This is a genomic window from Janthinobacterium sp. YR213 (genome assembly GCF_900099875.1).
GTDB classification, from domain to species: domain Bacteria; phylum Pseudomonadota; class Gammaproteobacteria; order Burkholderiales; family Burkholderiaceae_D; genus Janthinobacterium; species Janthinobacterium lividum.
Map to the genome: position 1 here is coordinate 422,549 of NZ_FNDA01000002.1, position 26,784 is coordinate 449,332.

The 26,784-nt window shown below is 65.3% G+C and carries 19 protein-coding genes; 15 read left to right on the forward strand and 4 right to left on the reverse strand.

Going from position 1 to position 26,784, the window contains the following annotated elements; translation table 11 throughout:
• Window positions 1-16: 16 nt before the first annotated feature.
• Together BLT98_RS11105 and BLT98_RS11110 are read left to right on the forward strand one after the other, a co-directional pair.
• Window positions 17-2,809, forward strand: a complete 2,793-nt coding sequence (locus BLT98_RS11105; protein ID WP_092607678.1) for a TonB-dependent receptor — start codon at window positions 17-19, stop codon at window positions 2,807-2,809.
• 177 nt (window positions 2,810-2,986) lie between these two features.
• On the forward strand, window positions 2,987-4,240 hold the full coding sequence (locus tag BLT98_RS11110) for a cyanophycinase (RefSeq protein ID WP_034780338.1): 1,254 nt from the start codon (window positions 2,987-2,989) through the stop codon (window positions 4,238-4,240).
• Between the two features lie 8 nt (window positions 4,241-4,248).
• On the opposite strand, the gene BLT98_RS11115 is transcribed toward BLT98_RS11110, so the two are convergent.
• Entirely contained in the window at window positions 4,249-5,433 is a 1,185-nt protein-coding gene (locus tag BLT98_RS11115; protein WP_170846360.1) for a DUF418 domain-containing protein, read from the reverse strand.
• Window positions 5,434-5,441: 8 nt separating this feature from the next.
• The gene (locus BLT98_RS11120) at window positions 5,442-6,044 is read right to left on the reverse strand and encodes a TetR/AcrR family transcriptional regulator (RefSeq protein WP_092607684.1); all 603 of its coding nucleotides are present in this window, start codon (window positions 6,042-6,044) and stop codon (window positions 5,442-5,444) included.
• 209 nt (window positions 6,045-6,253) lie between these two features.
• Between BLT98_RS11120 and BLT98_RS11125 the strand changes: the two genes are divergently transcribed.
• From BLT98_RS11125 to BLT98_RS11185, 13 genes are all read left to right on the forward strand, one after another.
• Complete coding sequence (locus tag BLT98_RS11125; RefSeq protein WP_092607687.1) at window positions 6,254-7,696, forward strand: IgA Peptidase M64; 1,443 nt, start codon at window positions 6,254-6,256, stop codon at window positions 7,694-7,696.
• Between the two features lie 428 nt (window positions 7,697-8,124).
• Window positions 8,125-8,310 (forward strand): hypothetical protein, encoded by a 186-nt coding sequence (locus BLT98_RS28755; RefSeq protein WP_139144621.1) that lies wholly within the window; start codon window positions 8,125-8,127, stop codon window positions 8,308-8,310.
• Window positions 8,307-9,092 carry an enoyl-ACP reductase FabI gene (gene fabI / locus BLT98_RS11130; RefSeq protein ID WP_170846361.1) on the forward strand — a complete coding sequence of 262 codons (786 nt, stop codon included), beginning with the start codon at window positions 8,307-8,309 and terminating at the stop codon, window positions 9,090-9,092. The genes BLT98_RS28755 and fabI overlap by 4 nt, the downstream gene beginning before the upstream one ends.
• A 10-nt stretch (window positions 9,093-9,102) precedes the next feature.
• On the forward strand, window positions 9,103-10,551 hold the full coding sequence (locus BLT98_RS11135) for an efflux transporter outer membrane subunit (protein ID WP_092608661.1): 1,449 nt from the start codon (window positions 9,103-9,105) through the stop codon (window positions 10,549-10,551).
• 18 nt (window positions 10,552-10,569) lie between these two features.
• Complete coding sequence (locus BLT98_RS11140) at window positions 10,570-11,643, forward strand: HlyD family secretion protein (RefSeq protein WP_092607690.1); 1,074 nt, start codon at window positions 10,570-10,572, stop codon at window positions 11,641-11,643.
• A gap of 2 nt (window positions 11,644-11,645) precedes the next feature.
• A complete protein-coding gene (rbbA, locus tag BLT98_RS11145; RefSeq protein WP_092607692.1) occupies window positions 11,646-14,390 on the forward strand; it encodes a ribosome-associated ATPase/putative transporter RbbA in 2,745 nt (914 codons plus the stop codon).
• Window position 14,391: 1 nt separating this feature from the next.
• Window positions 14,392-15,516: an ABC transporter permease gene (locus tag BLT98_RS11150; RefSeq protein ID WP_092607695.1), complete on the forward strand. Its 1,125-nt coding sequence runs from the start codon at window positions 14,392-14,394 to the stop codon at window positions 15,514-15,516.
• A 47-nt stretch (window positions 15,517-15,563) separates the two neighbouring features.
• A complete protein-coding gene (locus BLT98_RS11155; RefSeq protein ID WP_092607698.1) occupies window positions 15,564-17,828 on the forward strand; it encodes a DUF3141 domain-containing protein in 2,265 nt (754 codons plus the stop codon).
• A 9-nt stretch (window positions 17,829-17,837) separates the two neighbouring features.
• Window positions 17,838-19,253 (forward strand): bifunctional enoyl-CoA hydratase/phosphate acetyltransferase, encoded by a 1,416-nt coding sequence (locus tag BLT98_RS11160; protein ID WP_092607701.1) that lies wholly within the window; start codon window positions 17,838-17,840, stop codon window positions 19,251-19,253.
• Complete coding sequence (locus tag BLT98_RS11165) at window positions 19,250-20,467, forward strand: acetate/propionate family kinase (RefSeq protein WP_092607704.1); 1,218 nt, start codon at window positions 19,250-19,252, stop codon at window positions 20,465-20,467. Before BLT98_RS11160 ends, BLT98_RS11165 begins: the two co-directional genes overlap by 4 nt.
• A 215-nt stretch (window positions 20,468-20,682) precedes the next feature.
• Window positions 20,683-21,159, forward strand: a complete 477-nt coding sequence (locus tag BLT98_RS11170; protein ID WP_034780321.1) for a hypothetical protein — start codon at window positions 20,683-20,685, stop codon at window positions 21,157-21,159.
• A 164-nt stretch (window positions 21,160-21,323) separates the two neighbouring features.
• Window positions 21,324-23,651, forward strand: coding sequence for a DUF8189 domain-containing protein (locus tag BLT98_RS11180; RefSeq protein ID WP_211614933.1), 2,328 nt, complete (start codon window positions 21,324-21,326; stop codon window positions 23,649-23,651).
• Between the two features lie 26 nt (window positions 23,652-23,677).
• The gene (locus BLT98_RS11185; RefSeq protein WP_139179220.1) at window positions 23,678-24,031 is read left to right on the forward strand and encodes a hypothetical protein; all 354 of its coding nucleotides are present in this window, start codon (window positions 23,678-23,680) and stop codon (window positions 24,029-24,031) included.
• Here BLT98_RS11185 and BLT98_RS11190 read toward each other — a convergent pair.
• Together BLT98_RS11190 and parC are read right to left on the reverse strand one after the other, a co-directional pair.
• Window positions 24,022-24,210, reverse strand: coding sequence for a helix-turn-helix domain-containing protein (locus tag BLT98_RS11190; protein WP_034780317.1), 189 nt, complete (start codon window positions 24,208-24,210; stop codon window positions 24,022-24,024). The genes BLT98_RS11185 and BLT98_RS11190 overlap by 10 nt on opposite strands.
• Before the next feature lie 200 nt (window positions 24,211-24,410).
• On the reverse strand, window positions 24,411-26,765 hold the full coding sequence (gene parC, locus BLT98_RS11195) for a DNA topoisomerase IV subunit A (RefSeq protein ID WP_092607713.1): 2,355 nt from the start codon (window positions 26,763-26,765) through the stop codon (window positions 24,411-24,413).
• Window positions 26,766-26,784: the final 19 nt, after the last annotated feature.

Below are 26,784 nucleotides of genomic sequence, written 5' to 3' on the forward strand. Positions count from 1 at the left end.
ATTGGGGAGAGTGGCAATGCACATGAAAAGACAAGACGGCGGCTCCTTGCCACGCGAGTCGGTGCTGGCGCAAGGCGTGCGACTGGCGCTGGGCGCCCTGAGCGTGTCGGCGGCGCTGGGCATGCTGGCCGGCGGCGCGCAGGCGCAGGAGCAGGTGCAGGACGGCGACGCCGCGCCGAAAAAAATGCAGCGCGTGGAAATCACGGGGTCGGCCATCAAGCGGCTGGAATCGGAGACGGCGCTGCCGGTGCAGATCATCACGCGCGCCGAGATCGAAAAGGCGGGCGTGACGACGGCGGCCGAGCTGATGGCGCGCGTGTCGGCCAACGTGGGAGGCCTGACGGACGGCGCCAGCATCAATATCGGCGGCGACCAGCGCGGCTTCAACAGCGCCAACCTGCGCGGCGTGGGCACGTCATCGACCCTGGTGCTGCTGAATGGCCGGCGCATGGCCAACTTTGCCTCGCCCGGCGACGATGCGGGCGTGGATCTGAATAATATTCCCGCTGCCGCCCTGCAGCGCGTGGAAGTGCTGCTCGATGGCGCTTCGGCCCTGTATGGCACGGACGCCATCGGCGGCGTGATCAATTTCATTACGCGCAAGGATTACCAGGGCGTGGAGCTGAACGTCTACGGCAGCCGCACCGATGAAGGCGGCGCCGGCAAGCGCACGGCCAGCATCACGGCCGGCACGGGCGACCTGGGCACGGATGGCTACAATATCTTCGCCGTGGTTGACCTGCAAAAAACCGACCGCCTCAGTTCCTCGCAACGCAAGTTCATTCCGAACCTGCAGGTTCCGCAGCGCCTCGGGCATTTGCTGTCGAGTTTTACCAGCCCGGCGAATATCCGCCTGTCGGGGGAGCAGCGCGACTATTTGCAGGAACAGGGCTTCCTGCTCAATGGCCAGCCGATCAGCGGCCGGCAGATCAATCCGTCGATCCCGAACTGTTCGCCGCCGGCCAATCTGTACCTGCCGGCGGGAACGGGCGGCGTCGATGCCTGTACCTACGATTACATGGGCGACACGGAGCTGTATCCGAAGACGGACAAGCAGAACCTGCTCACGCGCGGCGTACTGAAACTGAATAACGAGCACCAGCTGTACGCGGAAGTGGCGCTGAGCCGTTCGCGCAGCTATTACGTGGGCTCGTCGGCGCGCGTGATCGGCTATCTCGATTACAGCAAGGTGCCGCAGCTGGCCAATACCGGCCTCGATAGCATCGTCGACGAAGACGGCAATCCGACTGCGCGCGAACTGGAGCTGCGCATGCGGCTGAACGAGGCGGGCATGCGCACCAGCCAGTTGACCAGCGAGAGCCAGCGTGTCGTGGTGGGCGCCAGCGGCACGCTCGCCGGCTGGGATTACGACGTGGGCTTCAATCACAGCGTCAACGTCGTGAAGGACCGCGACACGCATGGTTATGTCCTGTACGACAAGCTATTGGAAGGCATCGCCTCCGGCGACATCAATCCGTTTGGCCCATCGGGCGCGAAGGGCAAGGCGCTGCTCGACAGCATCCAGGTCAATGACGAAGTACGGCATGCGCGCGGTACCATGGATGCGCTCGACTTCAAGGCATCGCGCGCGTTGATGGCCCTGGGTGGCGGCGACATGGCGCTGGCCGTGGGCGGCGAAGTGCGCCGCGAGCGCACCGAGTTCCGTCCTTCGGCGTTGCTGATGAGCGACAACATCAACAACGACGCGGCGCCTGAAGGCGGCGTGGCCACCAGCGACAGCCGCATGGTGCAAGCCATCTACAGCGAATTGCTGCTGCCGTTTACCAAACAGTGGCAGGCGCAGTTGTCGGGGCGTTATGACCACTACCAGCAGGTGGGCGGCGCCCTCAGTCCGAAGATCGGGCTGACCTACATGCCCAGCAAGCAGGTGCTGCTGCGCGCTTCGGCCGGCAAGGGCTTCCGCGCGCCATCGATGTCCGACCTGCACCGGCCCACTGCCTACAGCAGTACGGCGACGCTGCCGGATCCCGTGTATTGCGCGAGCGAGAACAATGATTACTCCGTCTGCGCCGATAATTGGGATACGCGCCGCTACAGCAACGACAAGCTGAAACCGGAGCGCAGCCGCCAGTTCACGGCCGGCCTGGTGCTCGAGCCGAGTCGGCACTGGACCTTCAGTGCCGACTACTGGAACATCAAGCGCACGGACCTGATCAGCGAAATCGGCGACGACATCATCCTGGGCAACCTGGCCAAGTATGGCGACCTGGTGCACCGCGACGAAGACAATGAAATCGACTACATCGAGCTGCGCAAGGAAAACCGCGGCGCGCAAAAGGCGGCGGGTCTCGACATCACGGCCGACCTGCATGGCGTGCAAACGGCGTGGGGACGTTTCGGCGGCCACCTGAGCGGCACCTACGTGCTCGATTCGAAAATCCAGACCAGCCCCGGCGACGTCTTTATCAGCAACCTGAATAAATTCGTCACGGAAGGCGTGGTGCAGCGCTGGCGCCATACGATCACGCTCGACTGGGACAATGGCCCGTATTCGGCCAGCCTGTCGAACACGTATTCGAGCGGCTACGATGACCAGAACTCGGCCATCAACACGGATAACGGCAGTGTCGTCAAGCCGAATCGGGTGAAGGCGTACACGCTGTGGGACATGTCGGGCGCGTACGCCGTCAGCAAGCAGTTCAAGCTGCGCGCAGGCATACAGAACCTGTTCAATACCAGCCCGCCATACTCGAACCAGGCCTACTTTTTCCTGTCCGGCTATGACCCGACCTACACGGATCCGCGGGGCCGGCGCTTCTATGCGAGCGCCAATTACAGCTTCAAGTAAGCAGTTTTACATAGAAGCGTGGAGATACCGCAACAACGCCGTCATCTGCGGCGGGTAGCATCGTAGTGCGATGGCGCTGGGTTGCAAGCAGCAGTATTGCAAGCAGCAGTATTGGCAGCAAGGGCGCGTGCCTGCATCAACAAGCGTGCGCCACTTTTCTTGTATTTGAAAGGCACCATGAAATCATCCGCAAGCCTGTATCACACCTTCCGCGCCGCGCTGCTGTTCGCGCTGGCATTGTGCAGCGTCCATGCCGTGGCGGCGCCGGGTGGCAGTGCCATCGGCAGCGCGCCGCAGGGAACGCTCGTCATCATTGGCGGCGGCCTGCGCGCCGACAATGCCGAAGTCTGGCAGCGCATCGTCAAGTTGTCGGGCGGGCCAGGCGCGCGCATCGCCGTGCTGGCCTCGGCCGCGATGAACCCGGAAAAATCGGGCGAAAGCATCATCAAAAAGTTGAACCAATATGGCGCCGATGCCTTTTTCGTGCCGCTGGCCGTCAAGCTGCCGAACAGGGATTACCGCAAGGCCGCCGAAGACCCGGCCATCGTCACGCAGATCAAGTCGGCCAGCGGCATTTATTTTGCCGGCGGCGACCAGGGACGCATCACGCAAGCCTTGCTGCGTCCGGACGGCAGCCGTACGGCAGCGCTGGAAGCCATCTGGTCGGTCTACCGCAACGGCGGCGTGATCGCCGGTTCCAGCGCCGGCGCCGCCATCATGAGTACCACCATGTTCTACGACGCCAAGCCCGTGCTCGACATGCTCAAGATGGGCGTCACGGATGGCCGCGAGATCGCGCCTGGCCTGGGCTTCATCGGCAGCGATGTCTTCGTGGACCAGCATTTGCTGGTGCGCGGCCGTTTCGCCCGAATGATTCCCGTGATGCTGAAAAAAGGCTATCACCTGGGCCTGGGCATCGATGAAAACAGCGCCATGGTGGTCGACGCCATGCGCGACGTGGAAGTCATCGGCTACAGCGGCGCCCTGCTGATCGACCTGTCGGGCGCCATCAGCGACCGTGGCGTGAAAAATTTCAATATCAGCAATGCGGCCATCAGCTACCTGGACCGGGGCGACAAATTCAACCTCGTCACGCGCGTGTTTACGCCGTCGCCGGACAAGGCCGACAACAAGCTCGATCCGAACCAGCCCGACATGCGCGAACCCGTGTTCACCAACGATATCCTCGGCAATAACGCCGTGCTGGACCTGATGGGCAACCTGATCGACAACGCGCAGCAGGAAGCCATCGGCATCGCCTTCGGCAACCCGCGCGATCCGTATCCGGACCTGGGCTTTGAATTCCGCTTCAGTAAAACCGTCAACAGCGTCGGCTACAGCTCGACCGAGGCGGAAGCGTATTCGGTGCTGAAGCTGCGCCTCGATATCCGCCCCATCCAGTTGCGCCAGCCGCTGTACCGCTACAAGTAAGCGCCGCGCTACCGCCGCCAGCGCGGCCACGCGGCGATCGTCAAGGCCCTGAGCAGCCACTCGACGGGGCCATACGCGTGGCCGCGCAGCCACCAGCGGCTCAGCGGCAACTGCGCGCAAAAGATGATGAGCGCCAGCGCCAGGGCACCGAGCGGCGAGACGCTGCCCATCAGCCGTGCGCCATACGCGAGGAACAGCACGGCGCAGATGGCCGACTGCAGCAGGTAGTTCGACAGGGCCATGCGGCCCGTGTCCGCCAGCAGCGCAAACAGCGTGCCGTCGCGCAGGCGCTCGAACAGGGCCAGCGCCAGCGCCACATAAGCGCCAGCCAGCAGCGGCGCGCTTGCCAGGCCCACGGCCAGTCCCGCCACCTGCCATGCCTGGCTTTGCGCATACACGGAGGTCCACGCATAGAAGGCGGCGCCAGGCAGTCCCGCCAGCGCGCCCGCCCACAGCAGGCGGCGGCGCAGCGGCAGATAATCGCTGGCGTGCAGCAGCATCTCGCGCTTGCCGGCGGCCAGGCCGCACAGGAACATGGCCAGCGCACACGGTGCCTGCACCAGCAGCAGGACGATCCAGATTTCACGCAGTTCGCGCAGGTGCTGCTTGACGACGGCGGCCGGCGTGGCGTGGTAGGCGGCCAGCGCGCTTGCCGCCTTTTGCGCCATCGCCACGGCGTTGTCCGCGACGTCGCCCGCCGGTTGCAGGCTTTGCAGCCACGCCATGCCGGCCCAGAATGCGACGCAGACGGTGACGAGGATGCCGGCCAGAGTGAGTGCCTGGCGTTCGCCGCAGCGGTGCAGCGCCAGCAGCACGATGCCCAGCACGGCATAGGTGGTGAGTATGTCGCCATGAAACAGGAACACGGCATGCAGGGCGCCGATCAGCCACAGGCCCGCTTGCCGGCGCAGCATGCGCGGCACGAACGGCGCGTCGGCGCGCACCGCCGCCTGCATCTGCAAGGTGAAGCTGTAGCCGAACAGGAAGGAAAACAGCAGGTAGAACTTGGTCTCGAACAGCAGGGCGACGAGGAAGTGCGTGGCGCGGTCCACGCCGCCGTGAAAGGCGGGATCGGTCAAGCCCAGGCCGAACCAGGGCGTGGCGAAGGCGCCGATATTGACGACCAGGATACCGAACAGGGCGCAGCCGCGCAGGGCGTCGACGTCGGCGATGCGCGCGGACGGGGTTTTCATGGCGCCGCTCATGCCAGGGCAGGGCGCAGGAAGCGCGCCAATAACAGGTGCAGGCTGGCCCGCTGCGCCAGCGGGGCGTATTGGGGATCGACGGCGACCCGGTTGAAGATGCCGTCAATCAGCGCGGCGATCCAGCTGGCCGTCTGCGCGGCGTCCAGCGCGGCGTCGGCCTGGCCCGCTGCGGCCGCCTCTTCCAGCAAGGTTTGCAGGCCGCGGCGCAGGGTAGCGTCGTTGCGCGCCACCCTGGCCGCGATATCCGTGTCGCGCATCGCCTCGGCGGAAATGTCCAGCGCCAGCCCCGCAAAGTCGCCATCGGCCGCCAGCGCCAGCACCAGGTCCATGAAATCGAGCAGGGCGCCGTAGGCATCGGCGCTGCCCCGCACGCCGGCGAAATACGCGGCCGTCTCGCTGCCTTCCTGGTCGACGATGGCGGCGATGATGGCTTGCTTGGTGGGGAAGTAATGAAACAGGTTGCCGGGGCTCATGCCCGCTTGCGCGCAGATGGCGGCGGTGCTGGTCTGGTGAAAGCCCTTGCGCGCAAAGCAGCTGCGCGCGGCGGCGAGAATGGCGTCGCGGCGGGCCGCGTGTTTGCCGGGATCGATGGTGCGCATGGTTCTGTCCTTTTATAAATCGACTAGTCGATCTAATATAAGGCGATTGCATCGCCTGGTCAAGCGCATCGTCTGATATGGGCGCTTTGCACGCTCCCTTCCTGTCGCTACAATGTGCCGCAGCGGTTTTTCCCGCGCCTGCCGGCAGGCCCGCCGATTGTTTGGAAAACCGATCCCTTCACCTGTTTTTCTACCGTTTTAGGAATGACATGCAGCAGACCCCGATTCGATCCTTCCTCTGCGCGCTGGCGCTGGCCGCCGGCATCGTCCCTGCCGCGCAGGCGGACAACGCGCCGCTGCCGGCCACCATGCGCCTCGATTACCAGCACAGCGGCAATGCGCTGAGCGAGCACTATGCGGTCGAGCGCGTGCTGGTCGAGCCCCTGCCATGGCCGGGCAACCTGGCGCGTCCCATCGATGACAGCAACCGCGGCAACAACCTGCTGGAAGTGGTTGACATCAAGTCGGGCAAGGTGCTGTACTCGCGCGGTTTTTCCACCATCTTCGGCGAATGGGCCAGCACGGATGAAGCGAAAACCACCACGCGCGCCTTCCAGGAATCCGTGCGCTTCCCGCAGCCCGAGCACCCCGTGCGCGTGCGCATCCTCAAGCGCGACGAGCGCGGCCTGTTTTCCATCGTGTGGAGCACCGATGTCGACCCGGCGGCGCAGGACGTGATCCGCAAGCAGCCGCCGGCGCCCGTCAAGCCTATCCCGATCCGCATCAGTGGCCCCTCGTCCGGCAAGGTTGACCTGCTGATCATGGGCGATGGCTATACGGCCGCCGAAATGGGCAAGTTCGAAGCGGCGGCGCGCAAATTGGCCGAGCACCTGTTTACCGTCTCGCCATTTCGCGAGCGGGCCAATGACTTCAATGTGTGGGCCATGGCCGCGCCGACGCAGGAATCGGGCGTGTCGCGTCCATCGACGGGCGTGCATCACGCCTCGCCGCTGGGCACGCGCTACGATATCTTCGGCAGCGAGCGCTATGTGCTGACGACGGACAACCGCGCGCTGCGCGACCTGGCGCAATATGCGCCGTATGAATTCATCGAAATCCTCGTGAATAACGATACCTACGGCGGCGGCGGCATCTTCGGTCAGTTCAGCACGGCGGCAGCGAACAGCGACTGGGCCAATTACCTGTTCGTGCATGAATTCGGCCACCATTTCGCCGGCCTGGCCGACGAGTACTACACCTCGCCCGTGGCTTACCAGTCGAATGGCGAGCGCCAGGAGCCGTGGGAGCCGAACGCCACCGCGCTGCGCGATCCGGCCAGGCTGAAATGGAAAAACCACGTCAAGGCCGGCACGCCGCTGCCGACGCCCTGGCCGAAGGAAGCATACGACAGCCATGCGCGCGAATACCAGAAGCAGCGCGCGGCCCTGCGCGCGGCCAACCGTCCTGAAAGCGAGATGAGCGACCTGTTCAAGGCAGACCTGGCGTACACGCAGCAGTTGTTCTCGAAAGCGCCGCAGCGCCATGCAGTGGGCGCCTTCGAGGGCGCGAACTACGAGTCGTCCGGCTACTACCGACCGGAGATGCAGTGCATCATGTTCGACCGCAGCGAGACGTTCTGCTCCGTATGCCAGGATGGCATCAGCACCATCATCGACCTGTATTCGCGTCCCGCACCGGCGCCGGAAAAATAAGACCGTTCAAGTCTGTCCTGTAATGCATGGTGGGCCATGTTGCAACGCAATAGCATGGCCCCCTTTCTGCCTCGTCCCGCCGCCTGCCTTCCACCACTGCCCAGATCCGCTTGTTTTTCAGGCAATATGCATCTGCGCCCGCATGCCGTCTTTTCTTCCCGTCAGCCCGGTAGTATTATCAAATACATACGCTCGCACGCTTGCCTGAAAAATATTTCATTTAGATAATATTGCGGTAAAATTTGATTTACATCAATGTTGCATTGCCGCAATCGCACTTATAGTTGACCTAGCTCAAAACGATAAGCATGTGGACCGGACTCATCGCGAATCACGTATCTAAATGCTGTAGAGTAATTTTCGCCCTGTACCAGTTCCCCGAGAATGCACTGGTGCCGGCCTCGAATTTCAGTGACGGAAGCCGATTCATGAAGATGCAGACCCCCGCGCCTGGCGCGTGCAGTACCTTACACCCCCACACTCCGATTGCCTTGCCGTATGCGCGCGCCGGTGGCGTCACCCTGGCCATGTGCGCCGCCGCCATGCGCGCCGGCGCGGTGCGCTGCGTGCATGCGGCCACGCCGTGGCCCGCCCTGCGTCCAGTCCAGGCATGATGGCCGCCTTGCCGCAGCACTTGCCTTTGCAGGGCAAGCGGGGCCTGGTGGTGGGCATTGCCAATGGGCAAAGCATCGCCTGGGGTTGCGCCAGCGCCCTGCGCGCGGCCGGCGCCGAACTGGCCGTGACCTGGCTCAATGACAAGGCCAGGCCGCACGTGGAGCCGCTGGCGCAGCAAGTGCAGGCGGCCATCATGGCGCCGCTTGACGTGGCCGTGCCGGGCCAGCTCGAAGCGCTGTTCGCGCAGATCGAACGGCAGTGGGGGCGGCTCGATTTCGTCGTCCACTCCATCGCCTACGCGCCGAAGCAGGACTTGCATGGCCGCGTGACGGACAGTTCCGCCGACGGCTTTGCGCAGGCCATGGATGTCTCCTGCCACTCCTTCATGCGCATGGCGAAACTGGCCGAACCGCTGATGCCGGACGGCGGCAGCCTGATGACCATGAGCTACCTGGGCGCCGAGGAAGTCATCGCCGACTATGGCCTGATGGGGCCCGTGAAGGCGGCGCTGGAAGCGTCGGTGCGCTACCTGGCCGCCGAACTGGGGCCGCAAGGCATCCGCGTCAACGCCATTTCGCCGGGGCCACTGGAGACGCGGGCCGCTTCCGGCATTGCCCATTTCGACCGCCTGATGGCTGACGCCATCGAACGCTCGCCCATGCGCCGCCTGGCCACCATCGAGGACGTGGGCGCGTTGTGCGCCTTCCTCGCCGGCGACGGCGCGCGCGCCATCACGGGCGGCACCCTGTATGTCGATGGCGGCTACAACATTCTGAATTGACTGGAAGATGATGACCATGGCTGTTTCTACTTTGCCCAACCGCGCCAGGATGGCCGCGCTGGCCACCATGCTGGCCCTGGCCGGCTGCGCCTCGATGGCGCCGCCGTACGCGCCACCGCCGCTGCCGGTGGCGGCGCAATATCCGGAAACCGATCCGGCCGGCGCGCACGCCCCCGACGTCGCCTGGCAAGCCTACTTTGCCGACGCGCGCCTGCAGGCGCTGATTGCGCAGGCGCTGGCCAGCAACCGCGACATCCGTATCGCCGCCCTGCGCGTGGAAGAGGCGCGCGCCGCATATGGCATCCAGCGCGCCGAACAATTTCCCACCATTGCGCTGGGCGCCTCCGGCAGCCGCGCGCGTGTGCCAGGTGACCTGAGCGTGACGGGCCGCCCCATGACGAGCGCGCAGTACCAGGCGGGCTTGAACGTGAGTGCCTGGGAGCTCGATTTCTGGGGCCGGGTGCGCAGCCTGAAGGACAGCGCGCTGCAAACCCTGCTGGCCAGCGACGAGGCGCGCCGCGCCGTCGGCGTGGCCCTGGTGGCGCAGGTGGCGAATGGCTACCTGGGCTTGCGCGAACTCGATGAACGGGTGGAACTGGCGCGCGCCACGGTCGACAGCCGCGCCGAATCGCTGCGCATCTTCACGCGCCGCTTCGAGGTGGGGTCGATTTCCAAGCTGGACCTGACGCAGGTGGAAACCCTGCTCAGCCAGGCCTTGTCGCTGTCGGCCCAGCTGGAGCAGGCGCGCGCCGTGCAGGCGCACGCGCTGGCCCAGCTGGTGGGCAGCCCCGTCGACCTGGCGCCGGTGGCTGGTGAGGTGCGCCGCTTCGACGACGCCAGCGTGCTGCAGCCGCTGCATGCGGGCCTGTCCTCGGCTTTGCTCACGCAGCGTCCCGACCTGATGGCGGCCGAACACCAGCTGCGCGCCGCGCAGGCCAATATCGGCGCCGCGCGCGCCGCCTTCTTCCCGACGATTTCGCTGACGGCGGCCTACGGCACGGCCAGCGCGGAATTGAGCGGCTTGTTCGATTCGGGCAGCGGCGCGTGGAATGTCGCGCCGCGCCTGGTGCTGCCGATCTTTGACGCGGGCCGTATCCGCGCCAATATGGACCTGGCCGAGGTGCGCCGCGACGTGGCCGTGGCCAATTACGAAAAAAGCGTGCAGGGCGCCTTCCGCGAAGTGGCCGACGCGCTGTCGAACCGGCGCTGGCTGGCGCTGCAGGTCGACATCGGCAAGACGACTTTGGCCGCGCAGAGCGAACGGGCGCGCCTGGCCAAGCTGCGCTACGACAATGGCGCAGCGCCCTACCTGGAAGTGCTCGATGCACAGCGCGACTTGCTGACGGTCGAGCAGCAGCTGGTGCAGACGCGCCGCGCGCTGCTCTCGAGCCAGGTCAGCCTGTATGCGGCGCTGGGCGGTGGCGCGCCAGCCACTTCCGCCGCCGCTTCCACCCACTAATTTGATCGCCCCGATACCATGACTCCACAACTGAAGAAAAAACTCATCCCCGCGGCGCTGGTCGTGGCCGTTCTTGTGCTGGGCTATGTGGCCTGGCAAAAAATGCGTCCCACGGGCCCTGGCGAAGGCTTTGTCAGCGGCAATGGCCGCATCGAAGCGACGGAAATCGACGTCGCCACCAAGCTGGCGGGAAGGGTCAAGGAGATCCTCGTGCGCGAGGGCGACTTCGTCAAGGCGGGCCAGCCGCTGGCCACCATGCAGGTCGATTCGCTGACGGCCCAGCGCGACGAGGCGCGCGCGCGCCAGCAGCAGGCGTCCGACGCCGTGGTCGGCGCGCAGGCGCAAGTGGCCGTGCGCGAGAGCGACAAGGCCGCCGCGCTGGCCATCGTGGCGCAGCGCGAAAGCGAACTCGATGCGGCGCGCCGCCGTCTGGCCCGTTCCGAAACCCTGTCGAAAGAGGGCGCTTCCTCGGTGCAGGAACTCGACGACGACCGTGCCCGCGTGCGCAGCGTGGCAGCCGCCCTGAATGCGGCCAAGGCGCAGGTGACGGCGGCGCAGGCGGCCATCGACGCGGCCCGGGCACAGGTGGTCGGTTCGCGTTCCGCCGTCGTTGCCGCCGAGGCGACCACGGCGCGCATCGATTCCGACCTGGCCGATGGCCAGCTGACGGCGCCGCGCGACGGCCGCGTGCAATACCTGGTGGCGCAGCAGGGCGAAGTGCTGGCCGGTGGCGGCAAGGTGCTCAACCTGGTCGACCTGTCGGACGTCTACATGACCTTCTTCCTGCCCGAGACGGCGGCCGGCAAGGTGGCGATGGGCGGCGAAGTGCGCATCATCCTCGACGCGGCGCCCAACTACGTGATTCCGGCGACGATCTCGTTTGTCGCCGCCAGCGCGCAGTTCACGCCGAAGACGGTGGAAACGGCCAGCGAGCGCCAGAAACTGATGTTCCGCGTGAAAGCGCAGATCAGCCGCGAGCTGCTGCAAAAGCACCTGGCGCTGGTGAAAGTGGGCTTGCCCGGCGTGGCCTGGGTGCGTCTCGATGCGAAGCAGGCATGGCCCGCTGAACTGACGGCGAAGGTCCCGCAGTGACCATGGACGTGAACAATTTCGTCGTCAGCATCCGGGGCGTCAGCCAGCATTACGGCAAGACGGTGGCGCTCGACGGCATCGACCTAGATGTGCCGGCCGGCTGCATGGTGGGCCTGATCGGACCCGATGGCGTGGGCAAATCGAGTCTGCTGTCGCTGGTGGCCGGCGCGCGCGCGGTACAGGAAGGCAGCGTCATGGCGCTGGGCGGCGACATGCGCGATGCGCGCCACCGCGACGACGTCTGCCCCCGCATCGCCTACATGCCGCAAGGCCTGGGCAAGAATCTGTATCCGACCCTGTCGGTCGAGGAAAACCTGCAGTTTTTCGCGCGCCTGTTCGGCCACGACGCCGCCGAACGCCGCCGCCGCATCGACCAGCTGACCCGCAGCACGGGCTTGCAGCCCTTCCTGGCGCGCCCGGCGGGCAAGCTGTCGGGCGGCATGAAGCAGAAGCTGGGCCTGTGCTGTGCGCTGATCCACGATCCCGACCTGCTCATTCTCGATGAGCCCACCACCGGCGTCGATCCGCTGGCGCGGGCCCAGTTCTGGGACTTGATCGCCGGCATCCGCGTGCAGCGCCCGCAAATGAGCGTGATGGTGGCCACCGCCTACATGGACGAGGCGCAGCGCTTCGATTGGCTCGTCGCCATGGACGACGGCAAGGTGCTCGACACGGGCACGCCGGCCGAACTGCTGGCGCGCACGCAGAGCGGCAATCTGGAAGCGGCCTTCATCAAACTGCTGCCGGAAGCCAAGCGCGCGGGCCACCAGCCCGTGGTCATCACGCCTCTGGACGCTGCCAGCGCGCAGGACGTCGCCATCGAGGCGCAAGACCTGACCATGCGCTTTGGCGATTTTACGGCTGTCGACCATGTGAATTTCCGCATCGGCCGCGGCGAGATCTTTGGTTTTCTCGGCTCGAACGGCTGCGGCAAGTCGACCACCATGAAGATGCTCACGGGCCTGCTGCCGGCCACGGAAGGCAAGGCCTGGCTGTTCGGCAAGGAGGTCGACTCCAGCGATATCGACACGCGCCGCAGGGTCGGCTACATGTCGCAGGCCTTCTCTCTGTACAGCGAGCTGACGGTGCGCCAGAACCTGGTGCTGCATGCGCGCCTGTTCCACGTGCCCGACGGCGAAATAGGGGCGCGCATCGACGAAATGGCGCAGCGCTTCGACTTGCGCGCGGTGATGGACGACTTGCCCGACAGCCTGCCGCTGGGCATACGCCAGCGCCTGTCGCTGGCCGTGGCCATGGTGCACAAGCCGGAAATGCTGATCCTCGACGAACCGACGTCCGGCGTCGATCCGATTGCGCGCGACAATTTCTGGCGCCTGATGATCGAGCTGGCCCGGCGCGACCGCGTCACCATTTTCATCTCCACCCACTTCATGAACGAGGCCGAGCGCTGCGACCGCATTTCGCTGATGCATGCCGGTAAAGTGCTGGTCAGCGATGCGCCGGCAGAACTGGTGCGCAAGAAGGGCGCGCCGTCGCTGGAAGCGGCTTTCATCGCTTACCTGGAAGAGGCGGGCGGCGGCACGGCACCGGCGGAGCAGGAAAGCGAGGTGCCCGCGCAGAAGGCTGAAGTGGCCGCACCGCGGCAGGAACACCAGCGCAGCCGTTTCAGCCTGAGCCGCATGCTCAGCTACATGTGGCGCGAGACACTGGAACTGCGGCGCGACCCCGTGCGCCTGACCCTGGCGCTGGGCGGCTCCGTGTTGCTGCTGTTCGTCATCGGCTTCGGCATCAGCCTGGATGTCGAAGATCTCAGTTATGCGGTGCTTGACCACGACCAGACCACCCTGAGCCAGAATTACACGAACAACCTGGCCGGTTCGCGCTACTTCGTCGAACGTCCGCCCCTGCGCGACTATGCCGATATCGACAAGCGCATGCGCAGCGGAGAGTTGTCGCTGGCCATCGAGATCCCGCCCGGCTTCGCGCGCAACGTGCAGCGCGGCGCGCCGGCACAGGTGGGCGCGTGGATCGACGGTGCCATGCCGATGCGCGCCGAAACCGTGCAGGGCTACGTGCAGGGCATGCACCAGTTGTGGCTGGCCGACCAGGCCTTGCACCGCTATGGCATCACCATGAACAACCCCGTCGCCATCCAGACGCGCTACCGCTACAACCCGGACGTGAAAAGCCTGCCGGCCATGGTGCCGGCCGTGATTCCCCTGCTGCTGCTGATGCTGCCGGCCATGCTGGCGGCGCTGTCCGTGGTGCGCGAAAAGGAACTGGGCTCCATCATCAACCTGTACGTGACGCCCGTGACGCGCCTGGAATTCTTGCTCGGCAAGCAGGTGCCGTACGTCGTGCTGGCCATGTTCAACTTTGTCCTCATGGCGCTGCTGGCCGTCACCGCCTTTGGCGTGCCGATCAAGGGCAGCTTGCCGACCCTGATCGGCGCCACCTTCATCTTCAATATCTGCGCCACCGGCATCGGCCTGTTCGCCTCGACGTTTACGCGCAGCCAGATCGCGGCCCTGTTCGTGACCATGATCGGCACCATGATCCCGGCCATCCAGTTTTCCGGCCTGCTCAATCCCGTCTCGTCGATGGAAGGCGTGGGCAAGGCCATCGGCCTGATGTACCCGGCCACGCACATGCTCAATATCAGCAGGGGCGTGTTCAACAAGGCGCTGGGCTTTGGCGATCTGCACGCCTCGTTCTGGCCCCTGATCGTGGCCATTCCCGTGATCCTCGGCGTGACGGTGGCGCTGCTGAAGAAACAGGAGAGCTGATATGCGGCATCTTGAAAATATCTACCGCCTGGGCGTGAAGGAAATCTGGAGCCTGATCCGCGACCCGATGATGCTGATCCTGATCCTCTACACGTTTACCTTGGCGATCTACGTGGCCGCCACGGCCAAGCCGGAAACCCTGCACATGGCGTCGATCGCCATCGTCGACGAGGATGGCTCGCCCCTGTCCGGGCGCATCGCCTCGGCCTTCTTCCCGCCGCAGTTCACGCCGCCAGCCATGATCAACCAGGGCCAGGTCGATGCGGGCCTGGACGCGGGCCAGTACACCTTCGTGCTGACGATACCGCCCAAGCTGCAGGCGGACGTGCTGGGCGGGCGCCAGGCGGAATTGCAGCTGAACGTGGACGCCACGCGCATGAGCCAGGCTTTCAGCGGCAGCGGCTACATCCAGCAGATCGTCGCCGGCGAGGTGTCCGAATTCGCCAAGCGCTATCGGGGCGCGACAGTCTCGCCCGTGGAGCTGGTGATGCGCGCGCGTTTCAATCCGTCGCTGAGCCAGGCCTGGTTTGGCTCGCTGATGGAGCTCATCAACCAGGTGACGATGCTGTCGATTATTCTCACGGGGGCGGCCCTGATCCGCGAGCGCGAACACGGCACCATCGAGCATTTGCTGGTGATGCCCGTGACGCCGGCCGAGATCATGCTGGGCAAGGTCTGGTCGATGGGCCTCGTGGTGCTGCTGGCTGCCGCCCTGTCGCTGAACCTGGTGGTGCGCGGCATGCTGCACGTGCCCATAGAGGGTTCGATCGCGCTGTTCCTGTGCGGCGCGGCCCTGCACCTGTTTGCCACCACCTCGATGGGCATCTTCCTCGCCACCGTGGCGCGCAGCATGCCGCAGTTCGGCATGCTCCTGATCCTCGTGCTGCTGCCGCTGCAGATGCTGTCGGGCGGCAGCACGCCGCGCGAAAGCATGCCCGAACTGGTGCAGAACATCATGCTGATCGCCCCGACCACGCATTTCGTCGAGTTGAGCCAGGCGATTCTGTACCGGGGTGCCGGCATCGACGTGGTGTGGAAACCGTTCCTGGCCTTGCTGGCCATCGGCACGGCCCTGTTTACCTTCGCGCTGGCGCGCTTTCGCAAGACCATCAGCCAGATGGCGTAGCCCCCGCGCCGGAATGGTCCGGCGTTTTTTGCATGAAAAGGATAGCCATGAAGATCGAAGCTGCACCATTTTTCTCCACCGGCGGCTTGCCGTCGCTGGGCGTGCTGGGCGACTATGCGCGCGACTCGTGGCAGCGCATCGTGCTGTATGCGGACGTGATGCGCCGGCGCGGCAACCAGTACCAGGAGCACATGGCCGAGGAAGTGCCGAACGTGCTGGACTTCCCCGCCGAACTGGTGATGTCGGGCCTGGAACTGGCGCGTCCCGTCAACTACGGCCTGGCGCGCATCTTGACGCCCGATGCGCCGGAACCCGATCCATCGAAGCGGCCATTCGTCGTCGTCGATCCGCGCGCCGGCCACGGTCCCGGCATCGGCGGCTTCAAGGCCGAGAGCGAGATCGGCGTGGCCCTGCGCGCCGGCCACCCGTGCTACTGCATCGGCTTCCTGCCCGATCCCGTGCCGGGACAGACGGTGGAAGACGTGATGCACGCCGAGGCGGCCTTCCTGGAAAAAGTCATCGCCCTGCATCCGCTCAGCGAAGGCAAGCCCGTCGTCATCGGCAATTGCCAGGCGGGCTGGCAAATCCTCATGACGGCGGCGATGCGCCCGGAATTGTTCGGTCCCATCATCGTGGCCGGCGCGCCCGTGTCCTACTGGGCCGGCTGGCATGGCCGCAACCCGATGCGCTACGCGGGTGGGCTGATGGGCGGAAGCTGGGCCACGGCGCTGGCGGGCGACCTGGGCAACGGCCGCTTCGACGGCGCCAGCCTGGTGCAGAATTTCGAAAAGCTCAACCCGGCCAATACCCTGTGGAGCAAGCAGTACAACCTGTATGCGAACATCGACACGGAAGCGCCACGCTACCTGGAATTTGAAAAATACTGGGGCGGCCATGTCTTCCTCAACGACGTCGAGATGCAGTACATCGTCGACAATCTGTTCATCGGCAACCGCCTGGCCACGGCGGAATTGATTACCTCCGACGGCGTGCGCCTGGACTTGCGCAATATCCGTTCGCCCATCGTCGTGTTCTGCTCGAACGGCGACAACATCACGCCGCCGCCGCAGGCGCTGGGCTGGATCACGGACCTGTACCGCGACGACAAGGATGTGCTGATGCACGACCAGACCATCGTGTATGCCGTGCACGACAGCATCGGCCACCTGGGTATCTTCGTCTCGGCCAAGGTGGGGCACAAGGAACACCAGAAATTCGCCAGCAATATCGACCTGATCAACCTGCTGCCAGCCGGCATCTACGAAGCGAGGATCGTCGATAAGACGCCCGATACGCCGAACGCGGACCTGGCCAGCGGCGACTATGTGCTGCAGGTCGAACACCGCGGCATCGACGACGTGCGCGCCATCGTGCAGCCAAGCGTGGAAAACGACCGCAAATTCGCCGCCGCCGCGCGCGTGTCCGAAGTGAACCTGGCCCTGTATCGCACGTTTGCGCAGCCGTGGGTGCGCGCCATGGTCACGCCGCAGACGGCGCGCTTCCTGCAGCTCGCGCATCCGCTGCGTGTGTCGTACGAGCGCTGGACGGACCATAATCCGCTGGCCAGGCTGGTGGCCAAGGAGGCGGAAAAAGTGCGCGCCCACCGCCAGCCGGTATCGCCCGACAACCCGCTGCTGGCCATGCAGGAAGCCATCTCCGGCGCCATCACGGCCGGCTTGAACGGCTGGCGCGACTGGCGCGATACGCTGCAGGAAACCACCTTCGACCTGGTGTACGGCTCGCCGCTGGTGCAGGCGCTGACGGGACAAGCCATCGGCGATACGGCGCCGCCGCGCCCCCATCCCGGCATTTCGCCCGAGCATTGCGAATACGTGCGCTGCGAAACGCGCAAGATGGACGAAGACATGCAGCGGGGCGGCCTGGTGGAAGCGGCCGTGCGCGCGCTGTTCTACATCTACCGCTTCCGCATGATCGCCGACGAGCGCAGGGTCAACCTGGCCCTGAAATTGATCAAGCCGCAATACCGGCAGGATGTCGGCATGGAGGAATTCCGCGGTATCGTGCGCCAGCAGGCGCGCTTGATGCTGCATGATTTCGATGCGGCCATCGCGGCCTTGCCGACCTTGCTGTCGCGCGCCGACCCGGACGACATCGGCGCGCTGGCCGAGTGGCTGCAGCAAGTGCTGCAAGTGCCCGAGGCGCCGACGCCGGACGAGGAGGCGAGCCTGCAGCAGATGCTGGACGTCTTCGACCGCGCGGTCAAGGCGCAAGCGAAGGCCTTGCCGTCGGACGCGGGCGCATCCCCTGCCGGGCCAAAAGCCAAGCCGGCCAAACACATTACCCCTGTATAGAAGACCACGATGACCACTACCCAAGACGATGATTTGCATATCGTGCGTAACCGCACCTTCGACCAGATCGCCATCGGCGACACAGCCAGCATCACCCGCACCCTGAGCATGGACGATATCGCCCTGTTCGCGGTGATGTCGGGCGATGACAACCCGCAGCACCTCGATACCGAATTTGCCGCCGCCACCCGCTACCAGGGCGTGATCGCCCACGGCATGTGGGGCGCGGCCCTCATTTCCGCCGTGCTGGGCACGCGACTGCCCGGCGCCGGCACCGTCTACACGGGCCAGACCCTGCGCTTTCTGCAACCAGTGCGCGTGGGCGATACGCTGGCCATCAGCGTCACCGTCACGGCGCGCGAGCCGCGCAACCGCCACGTGACCCTGGCTTGCCGCTGCGTCAACCAGCACGGCGCCGTGGTGCTCGATGGCGAGGCGCAGGTGATCGCGCCCGCCGAGCAGATCGAAAGGACGCGCGCCACCTTGCCCGAAGTGCGCCTGCATAACGGCGACGGCACGCGGCGCCTGCTGGAGCACGCGCGCACCCTGGGGCCGATCAGGGTCGCCGTGATCCACCCCTGCGATGAACTGAGCCTGTCCGGCGCGCTCGATGCCTACGCGGCTGGCCTGATCACGCCTGTGCTGGTGGCGCCGCGCGCGCGCCTGGAGGCGGTGGCGCTGGAGGCGGGCCTGAGCCTGGAAGGCATCGCCATCGAAGACGTCGAACATAGCCATGCGGCCGCCGCGCGCGGCGCCGAACTGGCGGGGAAAGGGGAAGTCGAGGCGCTGATGAAGGGCAGCCTGCACACGGATGAGCTGATGTCGGCCGTGCTGTCGGCCAGCGCCGGCCTGCGCACCAAGCGCCGCATCAGCCACTGCTTCCTGATGCAGACGCCTGCGTATCCGCGTCCCTTCATCATCACGGACGCAGCCATCAATATCGCGCCGAACCTGGCCATGAAGGCCGACATCGTGCGCAACGCCATCGACCTGGCGCACGTGATCGGCGTGGCCTGCCCGCGCGTGGCCATCCTGGCCGCCGTGGAAACGGTGAATGCGGACATGCCGGCCACCCTGGACGCGGCCGCCCTGTGCAAGATGGCCGACCGTGGCCAGATCACGGGGGCGATCCTCGACGGCCCGCTGGCCTTCGACAACGCCGTGTCGATCGCCGCCGCCACCGTCAAGGGCATCGTTTCCGAGGTGGCGGGCCGCGCCGACATCTTGCTGGTGCCCGACCTGGAAAGCGGCAACATGCTGGCCAAGCAGCTCGAATACATGGGCGACGCCGACAGCGCCGGCATCGTGCTGGGCGCGAAAGTCCCCGTCATCCTGACCAGCCGCGCCGATTCGCGCGCCAGCCGCATCGCCTCGTGCGCCATCGCCGTGATGCTGGCCAACCATTACCGGAGCACGCCGCCATGAACGAAGCACTCCAACATGCCGACGGCACCCTGATCCTGGTGCTCAATTGCGGCTCGTCGAGCATCAAGTTCGCCCTGTTCGAGCAAGCGGGCGGCGTGTTGCCGCAGCAAGCGCAATGGAGCGGCAAGGTAGAAGGCATCGGCCGCGAAAACGCCACGTACCGCGCCGGGGGCCTGCCGGCAATCGCCTTGCAGCTCGATGCGGAGCAGCCGCATCACGCGGCTCTCGAATACATCCGCGCGCAAGTGGTGGCGCAGCTGGCCGGGCGTCCGCTGCGCGCCGTGGCGCACCGCGTGGTGCATGGCGGCAGCAAGTATTTCGCCCCCGTGCGCATCGATTTCAAAGTGCTGGCCGACCTGAAAAGTTTTGTGCCGCTGGCGCCCCTGCACCAGCCGTTCGCGCTGGAGGCGATCGAGGTGCTGCTCGAATCGCGGCCCGATATCGCCCAGGTGGCGTGCTTCGACACGGCCTTCCACCACACGGTGCCGCAGGTCGAGCAGATGCTGGCCCTGCCGTACGATGCGTGGGAACGGGGCTTGCGCCGCTATGGCTTCCACGGCCTGTCGTACGAATACCAGTCGCTGGTGCTGGAGCAGCGTTTTGGCGCTGCCGCGCGCGGCAAGGTCATCGTGGCACACCTGGGCAGCGGCGCCAGCCTGTGCGCCATGGATAATTTGCACAGCGTGGCCACCACCATGGGCTTTTCCGCGCTCGACGGCTTGATGATGGGCACGCGCTGCGGTTCGCTCGACCCGGGCGCCGTCATCTACCTGATGGAGATCGAAAAACTGTCGCTGGAAAAAGTGGCGCATGTGCTGTACCACGAGTCGGGCTTGCTGGGCGTGTCGGGCGTGTCGGCCGACCCGCCGGTCTTGCTGGCGCAGCAGGACCGGCAGGATGCCACGGGCGAGCGTATCCGCGCCGCGCTGGCCTTGTATATCCGCCGTATCGTGCGCGAGATCGGCGCCCTGACGGCCGTTCTGGGCGGACTGGACATGCTGGTGTTTACGGCAGGTATCGGCGAACACAGCGCCGAGCTGCGCCAGCGCATCTGCGCCGAGCTGGGCTTTATTGGCCCCGTGCTCGATGCGGATGCCAATGCGCGCAACGCCAGCCGTATTTCCAGCGATGCCAGCCGCATCGTGGTGGGCGTGGAGCCGGCCAACGAGGAGTGGGTGGCGGCGCGCCACGCGGCGCTGGCCGTACGGGCATGAGGTCCTGAAGCGTACAGCCGCGCTCGATGGGAAATTTGCCGAATTGCACATATTTTCCGTTGAGTGCGCTAACGCACTGTGTGGTTTGCCAGTTATCTTTACTATGAAGTCATGCCATTGCGCTACATCAAGAAACAGCGCGATGCCTGGCAAATTTTGAACATTTTGCCCGCCTTTAGTAAGAATAAAATTAAACCATATTGAAAGGTCTCATCATGAACAAATTACTCGCCGCCCTGATCGCTACCCTGTTTGCCACCGCTGCCATCGCGCAAACGTCGCCAGTCACCCCAGCCGTTGCCAGCGCCCAGGCGTCTGCGCAGCACGACATCAACAAGGCTGCCAACAAGGAAGCCAAAGTCGATGCCAAGGCTGACGCCAATGTCGCCAAGGCTGAAATGAAGGCTGACGAAAAGAAAGCCGACGCCCAGCACAAGGCGAACAAAACCAAGGCCAAGGCCCACGACAAAGTGGCCGATGCCGATCCGGAAGACAAGATGAAGGCGCAAGCCAAGGCTGACAAGGCTGCCGCCAAGGCCGATGCGAAAGCAGGCAAAACCTCCGTGAAAGCGGATGCCAAGGTCGCCAAGGAAAAAGTGGAAGCGAACGCCGATAAAGCCATCGCCGCCACCAAGACGGAAGAAGCCAAGGCCAAGGCCGACGCTGAAGTCAAGGCCGCCGCCGCCAAGTAATTCCCTGTTTGCGGGCCACGGCCTGCAAGCCCAAAAGACAGCTTCGGCTGTCTTTTTTTCGTCTGCCACTTTTCTTTTGCACCGCTTGCCAGTCTTGATCTGGCACAAATGCTCCTCTTTTCGCCGTGCCATAGTGAATTGGCAAACAGACGAAGGGAGACATCATGAGCACCGCTAAAACGAAAAAAACACCGGCTACCGGTTCGGCGGAAGGCGCGCCTGCCGTGTCCGCCATGCAGTCCATGCCGGTCGAAGGCGACATGCAGGCTGGCGACGCTGCGGCGGACGGCGACGCCATGGCTGGGCCGCGCCTGGGCATGTCGTATGCCGACCAGGCAGCGCTTACCCAGGGTACGGCCGCCGCGGATGCCGGCGCCATGCCGGGCGGCGGCATGCAGCAGGCACCGCAGGGCATGGCGGCCACCAGCTGCATGCAGCTTGGGGCTGGCGGTGGCATGGGTGGCGATGGTGGCGGTGGCGGTGGCGGTGGCATGGGGGGCAGCGACGGTGGACAGGGCGGCGGTACACCGCAGAAGCGCACCTGCGCCACGATGGACGTGCATCGCCGCCTGCTGAGCGAAGATCCATCGTATGCGAACGTGCGCGCCGATATCGAAAACCTGGCCGGGCTCTACGAGGGCGACGGCAGCATTGCCGGACGTTCCGGCGTGACGCAGATACCGGTGGTGGTGCACGTGGTGTGGAATACGGCCGCACAGAATATTTCGGATGCGCAGATCGCCAGCCAGATCGATGTGCTCAATCGTGACTTCCGGCGCGTCAACCCGGATGTCAACAGCACGCCGGCGCCATTCCTGCCCCTGACGGCCGATGCGCGCGTGGAGTTCGCGCTGGCCACGACCGATCCGCATGGCGCGGCCACCAGCGGCATCGAGCGGCGCCAGACGACGGCGGCCTCGTTTGGCGCGGACGATGCCGTCAAGTCGCAGGCGACGGGCGGCATGGATGCCTGGCCGGCCGACAGCTACCTGAATATATGGGTGTGCCAGCTGGGCGGCGGCTTGCTGGGCTACGCGCAGTTTCCCGGCGGCCCGGCCGCCACCGACGGCGTGGTGATCCTGCAATCGGCCTTTGGCACGACCGGCACGGCGGCGCCGCCGTTCCACCTGGGGCGCACGGCCACGCATGAAATCGGCCATTGGCTGAATCTGAACCATATCTGGGGCGACGACGGCACCGGGTGTTCGGGCACGGACAACGTGGCCGACACGCCCAACCAGGGCGGGCCGAACACGGGCCAGCCCTCGTTTCCGCAGGTGTCCTGCAGCAACGGGCCGAATGGCGACATGTTCATGAACTATATGGATTACGTCGACGATCCCGCCATGTTCATGTTCACGGCGGGACAGGTGGCGCGCATGCAGGCCTGTCTCGATGGCCCGCGCGCCAGCATCGGCACGGGTGGCACAGGCGCAGGCGCCACGCCGCGCCAGAGCTCGTCTCCCGTCGTGGCCTGGGGCGCGACCCGCCTCGACGTGTTCGTGCTGGGCACGGACCGCGCGCTCTACCACAAGGCATGGAATGGCACGGCCTGGGCGCCGTCCGTCACCGGCTATGAAGGGCAGGGCGGCATTTGCACCAGTGCCCCGCAGGTGGTGTCGTGGGGGCCGAACCGGCTCGACGTATTCGTCACGGGCACCGACAGCGGCTTGTTCCACAAGTGGTGGAATGGCACGGCCTGGGGGCCGTCGCTGACCGGCTATGAAGCGATGGGTGGCTTGTGCGTGGGCGACCCGCGCGCCGTGGCCTGGGGACCGAACCGCCTCGACGTGTTTGTCGTCGGCACGGACCGCGGCCTGTATCACAAGTGGTGGAACGGAGCCGCCTGGGGGCCGTCCTTGACGGGTTACGAAGCCATGGGCGGTATCTGCCTGGGCCAGCCGGAAGCCGTGGCCTGGGGGCCGAACCGCCTCGATGTCTTCGTTGTCGGCACGGACCGGGCCCTGTACCACAAGTGGTGGAACGGCACGGCCTGGGGACCGTCACTGACGGGCTATGAACGCCTGGGTGGCATCTGCACCTCGGCGCCGAAGGCCGTGGCGTGGGGGCCGAACCGCCTCGACGTCTTCGTCACGGGCACCGATGGCGCTCTGTACCACAAGTGGTGGGATGGCGCGAAATGGGGGCCGTCCATCGACGGCTTCGAGCGCCTGGGCGGTATCTGCGTGGGCGAAGTGGAAGCCGTGTCGTGGGCGCCCAACCGGCTCGACCTGTTCGTCATCGGCACGGACAGCGCCCTGTATCACAAGGCGTGGAATGGATCCGCCTGGTCGCCATCCGTGACGGGCTTTGAAAGCCTGGGTGGCATATGCACCTCGCGTCCGCGCGCCACGGCCTGGGCGCCGAATCGCCTCGACGTCTTTGTCACGGGCACGAATGGCGCCCTGTTCCACAAGGCGTGGAACGGCACGGCCTGGTCGCCGTCCGTGAGCGGCTATGAAAGCCTGGGCGGCGTGGTATCGTGTTTCTGACATCCATGGTTGACACGGGAGGCGGCATGCACGGCATGACAACGGCATTGCCCAGCGGCAGCTGGACGCATTCCTTCGAGGAGGATGCAGACGGTATCGAGGTGTACCGGCCCACGGCCACGTTCGTCTTTCCTCCCAGCCGCAAGGGGCGCAAGGTGCTCGAGTTCGGCGCGCCCGCCGGCGCCACGGCGCAAGGGGAGGCGACATTGACGTCCATGGCGCCCGGCCCCGATGACCGCCCCCGCGCCGGTCCCGTGACCCGGCTGGTACCCGTGGGCATGGGCCGCTATGCGCTGGGCGATGCTGGCGGGGCGCAGGACGTGATCGACATCGTTGAAGCGACGCCTGAGATGCTGCGCCTGTCGCGGCGTCAAGGATGACCCCGGAGCTTGTGCGCGAGCGCCGTGCGGTTGCCCACGCCCAGTTTCTGGTAAATCGCATGCAGCTGGTTGCGCACGGTGGCCGGCGACTTGCCCAGTTCCCTGGCGATGCTTTTATACGGCAATCCTTCGGCCGCCATGGCCGCCACCAGCCGTTCGGCCGGGGTCAGGCGCTGCATGGCAGCCTGCCTGAAACCTTGTTTATCATCGCTGCTCTCCTGTCCGTGGGCGGCGTGCCGGTGGCATGCCTGCAGGGATAACGTGAACGAGGGACATATCTGTCAAATTATCTGTAAAACTATTTTTTCCTGTGCCGCTGCGCGGCGATGGGCGAAAAAAAAGACAGGCGAACCTGTCTTTTCGTATGGCCGGATGCCGATCAGCCGATGGCCGCCATGGAGACCGGTTTCAGCTTGGCCGCCAGCGCCTTGCCTTTCTTGGCGCGCTTGCCGAAGTGGTCGGCCAGGGCCGTGGCGCCCAGCGATGCATCCTGTGGTTTCGAAGCCCTGCCGATGCCCGAGACCACCACGCCGCGCTGGGTGATAGGCTGCACGGCCAGCAGCTTGTCTTTCGCATCGAGGTCGATCAGCTTGACGCCGGTGCCGCCCTTGGACAGGGTTTTCATCTCATCGAGGCCGAACACCAGCAGGCGTGCGCCTTCCGTCAGGCAGGCCAGGGCGCTGGCCGCCTCGGGGATGACTTTCGGCGCCAAAGGCACGTCGCCATCGTCCAGGGTGATGAAGGCCTTGCCGCCTTTCAGGCGGCTCGTCATGTCGCCCGCCTTGGCGATGAAGCCGTAGCCTGCGCTCGACGCCAGCAGCAAATTGGTGGCGCCATTGCCCGCAAAGTAATGGAGGATGCGCACGGCGTTGCCGGGCGTGCCGCCGCTCAGGTCGCACAAGGTCGTGATCGGCACGCCATCGCCGCGCGCGTTGGGCAGCGCGGAGACGGGAACCGAGTAAATCTTGCCGTTGTTGCCAAAGCCTAGCAGGGTGTCGACCGTGCGGCACTCGAAGGCGCCATGCAGGGAGTCTCCCGCCTTGAACGTGAACTGCGCCGCATCGTGGCCGATGCCGGTACGCGCGCGCACCCAGCCTTTTTCCGAGATGATGACGGTGACCGGTTCATCGACCACCTTCTGTTCCGCCACGGCTTTCTGCGCTTCCTCGATCAGGGTGCGGCGCGCATCGCCGAACTGCTTGGCGTCCGCCTCGATTTCGCGGATGATGGCGCGCTTCATCGACCCCGGGTTGTCGAGCAGGTCTTGCAGCGACTTTTCTTCCTTGCGCAGCTCGGCCAGTTCCTGCTGGATCTTGATCGTCTCCAGGCGCGCCAACTGGCGCAAGCGGATTTCCAGGATGTCGTCGGCCTGGCGTTCGGACAGCTTGAACGCTTCGATCAGGGCCGCCTTCGGTTCATCCGAATTGCGGATGATCTGGATCACCTTGTCGATATTGAGCAGGATCGCTTCGCGCCCTTCCAGGATATGGATGCGGTCCTTGACCTTGCCCAGTTTGTAGCCGGTGCGGCGCGTGACGGTCTCGAAGCGGAAGTCGATCCACTCGCGCAGGATGTCGCCCAGGCCTTTCTGGCGTGGACGGCCATCGCCGCCGATCATCACCAGGTTGATCGAGGTCGACGATTCCAGCGAGGTGTGCGCCAGCAGCATCAGCATGAATTCCGTCTGGTCCTGGTTCTTCGATTTCGGCTCGAACACGAGGCGCACGGGCGCGGCTCGGCCAGATTCGTCGCGGATGGTGTCGAGCGAATTGAGGATCAGCGCCTTCAGGGCCACCTGGTCCGGCGACAGCGCCTTCTTGCCCAGCTTGATCTTCGGATTCGTCAGTTCCTCGATTTCTTCCAGCACCTTTTGCGACGAGGTACCTGGCGGCAGTTCCGTCACGACGGCTTGCCACTGGCCGCGCGCCAGTTCCTCGATCTTCCAGCGCGCACGCACCTTCATGCTGCCACGGCCGCTCGCGTACATGTCCTGGATCTGCGATGGCGGGGTGATGATCTGGCCGCCGCCGGGGAAGTCGGGGCCGGGAATGATGGCCATCAGCTCGGCGTGCGTCATCTTCGGATCGCGGATCATGGCGACAGCCGCTTTCGCCACTTCCGCCAGGTTGTGCGACGGGATTTCCGTTGCCAGGCCCACGGCGATGCCGGAGGCGCCGTTGAGCAGCACCATCGGCAGGCGCGCCGGCAGCAGCTTCGGTTCTTCCGTCGAACCGTCGTAGTTGGGCTGGAAGTCCACCGTGCCCATGCCGATTTCATCCATCAGCAGCTTGGCGATCGGCGTCAGGCGCGCTTCCGTGTAACGCATGGCTGCGGCGCCATCGCCATCGCGCGAGCCGAAATTGCCCTGGCCATCGATCAGCGGATAGCGCAAGGAGAAATCCTGCGCCATGCGCACGAGCGCGTCGTACACGGACTGGTCGCCGTGCGGATGCAATTTACCCAGCACGTCGCCGACCACGGCCGCCGATTTGCGGGGCTTCGCCGTGGAATTGAGTCCCAGCTCATTCATCGCATACAGGATGCGGCGCTGCACGGGCTTCTGGCCATCGCACACGTCGGGCAGGGCGCGGCCCTTGACGACGGAGATGGCGTAATCGAGATAGGCGCGCTCGGCAAAGGTGGACAGGGTCAGCGCTTCGCCGTCGAATACCGGTTCATCCGGCTCGATCGGCTCAGGCTGGGCATCGTCAAATAAATTGGTTTGTGTGGACATGGCGCTTGTTTCGGTGTTA

Bases quoted from the DNA above. Each gene is read 5' to 3' on its own strand.
- BLT98_RS11105 (WP_092607678.1), top strand. From the start codon at position 17: ATGCACATGAAAAGACAAGACGGCGGCTCCTTGCCACGCGAGTCGGTG.
- BLT98_RS11110 (WP_034780338.1), top strand. From the start codon at position 2,987: ATGAAATCATCCGCAAGCCTGTATCACACCTTCCGCGCCGCGCTGCTG.
- BLT98_RS11115 (WP_170846360.1), bottom strand. From the start codon at position 5,433: ATGAAAACCCCGTCCGCGCGCATCGCCGACGTCGACGCCCTGCGCGGC.
- BLT98_RS11120 (WP_092607684.1), bottom strand. From the start codon at position 6,044: ATGCGCACCATCGATCCCGGCAAACACGCGGCCCGCCGCGACGCCATT.
- BLT98_RS11125 (WP_092607687.1), top strand. From the start codon at position 6,254: ATGCAGCAGACCCCGATTCGATCCTTCCTCTGCGCGCTGGCGCTGGCC.
- BLT98_RS28755 (WP_139144621.1), top strand. From the start codon at position 8,125: ATGAAGATGCAGACCCCCGCGCCTGGCGCGTGCAGTACCTTACACCCC.
- fabI (WP_170846361.1), top strand. From the start codon at position 8,307: ATGATGGCCGCCTTGCCGCAGCACTTGCCTTTGCAGGGCAAGCGGGGC.
- BLT98_RS11135 (WP_092608661.1), top strand. From the start codon at position 9,103: ATGACCATGGCTGTTTCTACTTTGCCCAACCGCGCCAGGATGGCCGCG.
- BLT98_RS11140 (WP_092607690.1), top strand. From the start codon at position 10,570: ATGACTCCACAACTGAAGAAAAAACTCATCCCCGCGGCGCTGGTCGTG.
- rbbA (WP_092607692.1), top strand. From the start codon at position 11,646: ATGGACGTGAACAATTTCGTCGTCAGCATCCGGGGCGTCAGCCAGCAT.
- BLT98_RS11150 (WP_092607695.1), top strand. From the start codon at position 14,392: ATGCGGCATCTTGAAAATATCTACCGCCTGGGCGTGAAGGAAATCTGG.
- BLT98_RS11155 (WP_092607698.1), top strand. From the start codon at position 15,564: ATGAAGATCGAAGCTGCACCATTTTTCTCCACCGGCGGCTTGCCGTCG.
- BLT98_RS11160 (WP_092607701.1), top strand. From the start codon at position 17,838: ATGACCACTACCCAAGACGATGATTTGCATATCGTGCGTAACCGCACC.
- BLT98_RS11165 (WP_092607704.1), top strand. From the start codon at position 19,250: ATGAACGAAGCACTCCAACATGCCGACGGCACCCTGATCCTGGTGCTC.
- BLT98_RS11170 (WP_034780321.1), top strand. From the start codon at position 20,683: ATGAACAAATTACTCGCCGCCCTGATCGCTACCCTGTTTGCCACCGCT.
- BLT98_RS11180 (WP_211614933.1), top strand. From the start codon at position 21,324: ATGAGCACCGCTAAAACGAAAAAAACACCGGCTACCGGTTCGGCGGAA.
- BLT98_RS11185 (WP_139179220.1), top strand. From the start codon at position 23,678: ATGCACGGCATGACAACGGCATTGCCCAGCGGCAGCTGGACGCATTCC.
- BLT98_RS11190 (WP_034780317.1), bottom strand. From the start codon at position 24,210: ATGCAGCGCCTGACCCCGGCCGAACGGCTGGTGGCGGCCATGGCGGCC.
- parC (WP_092607713.1), bottom strand. From the start codon at position 26,765: ATGTCCACACAAACCAATTTATTTGACGATGCCCAGCCTGAGCCGATC.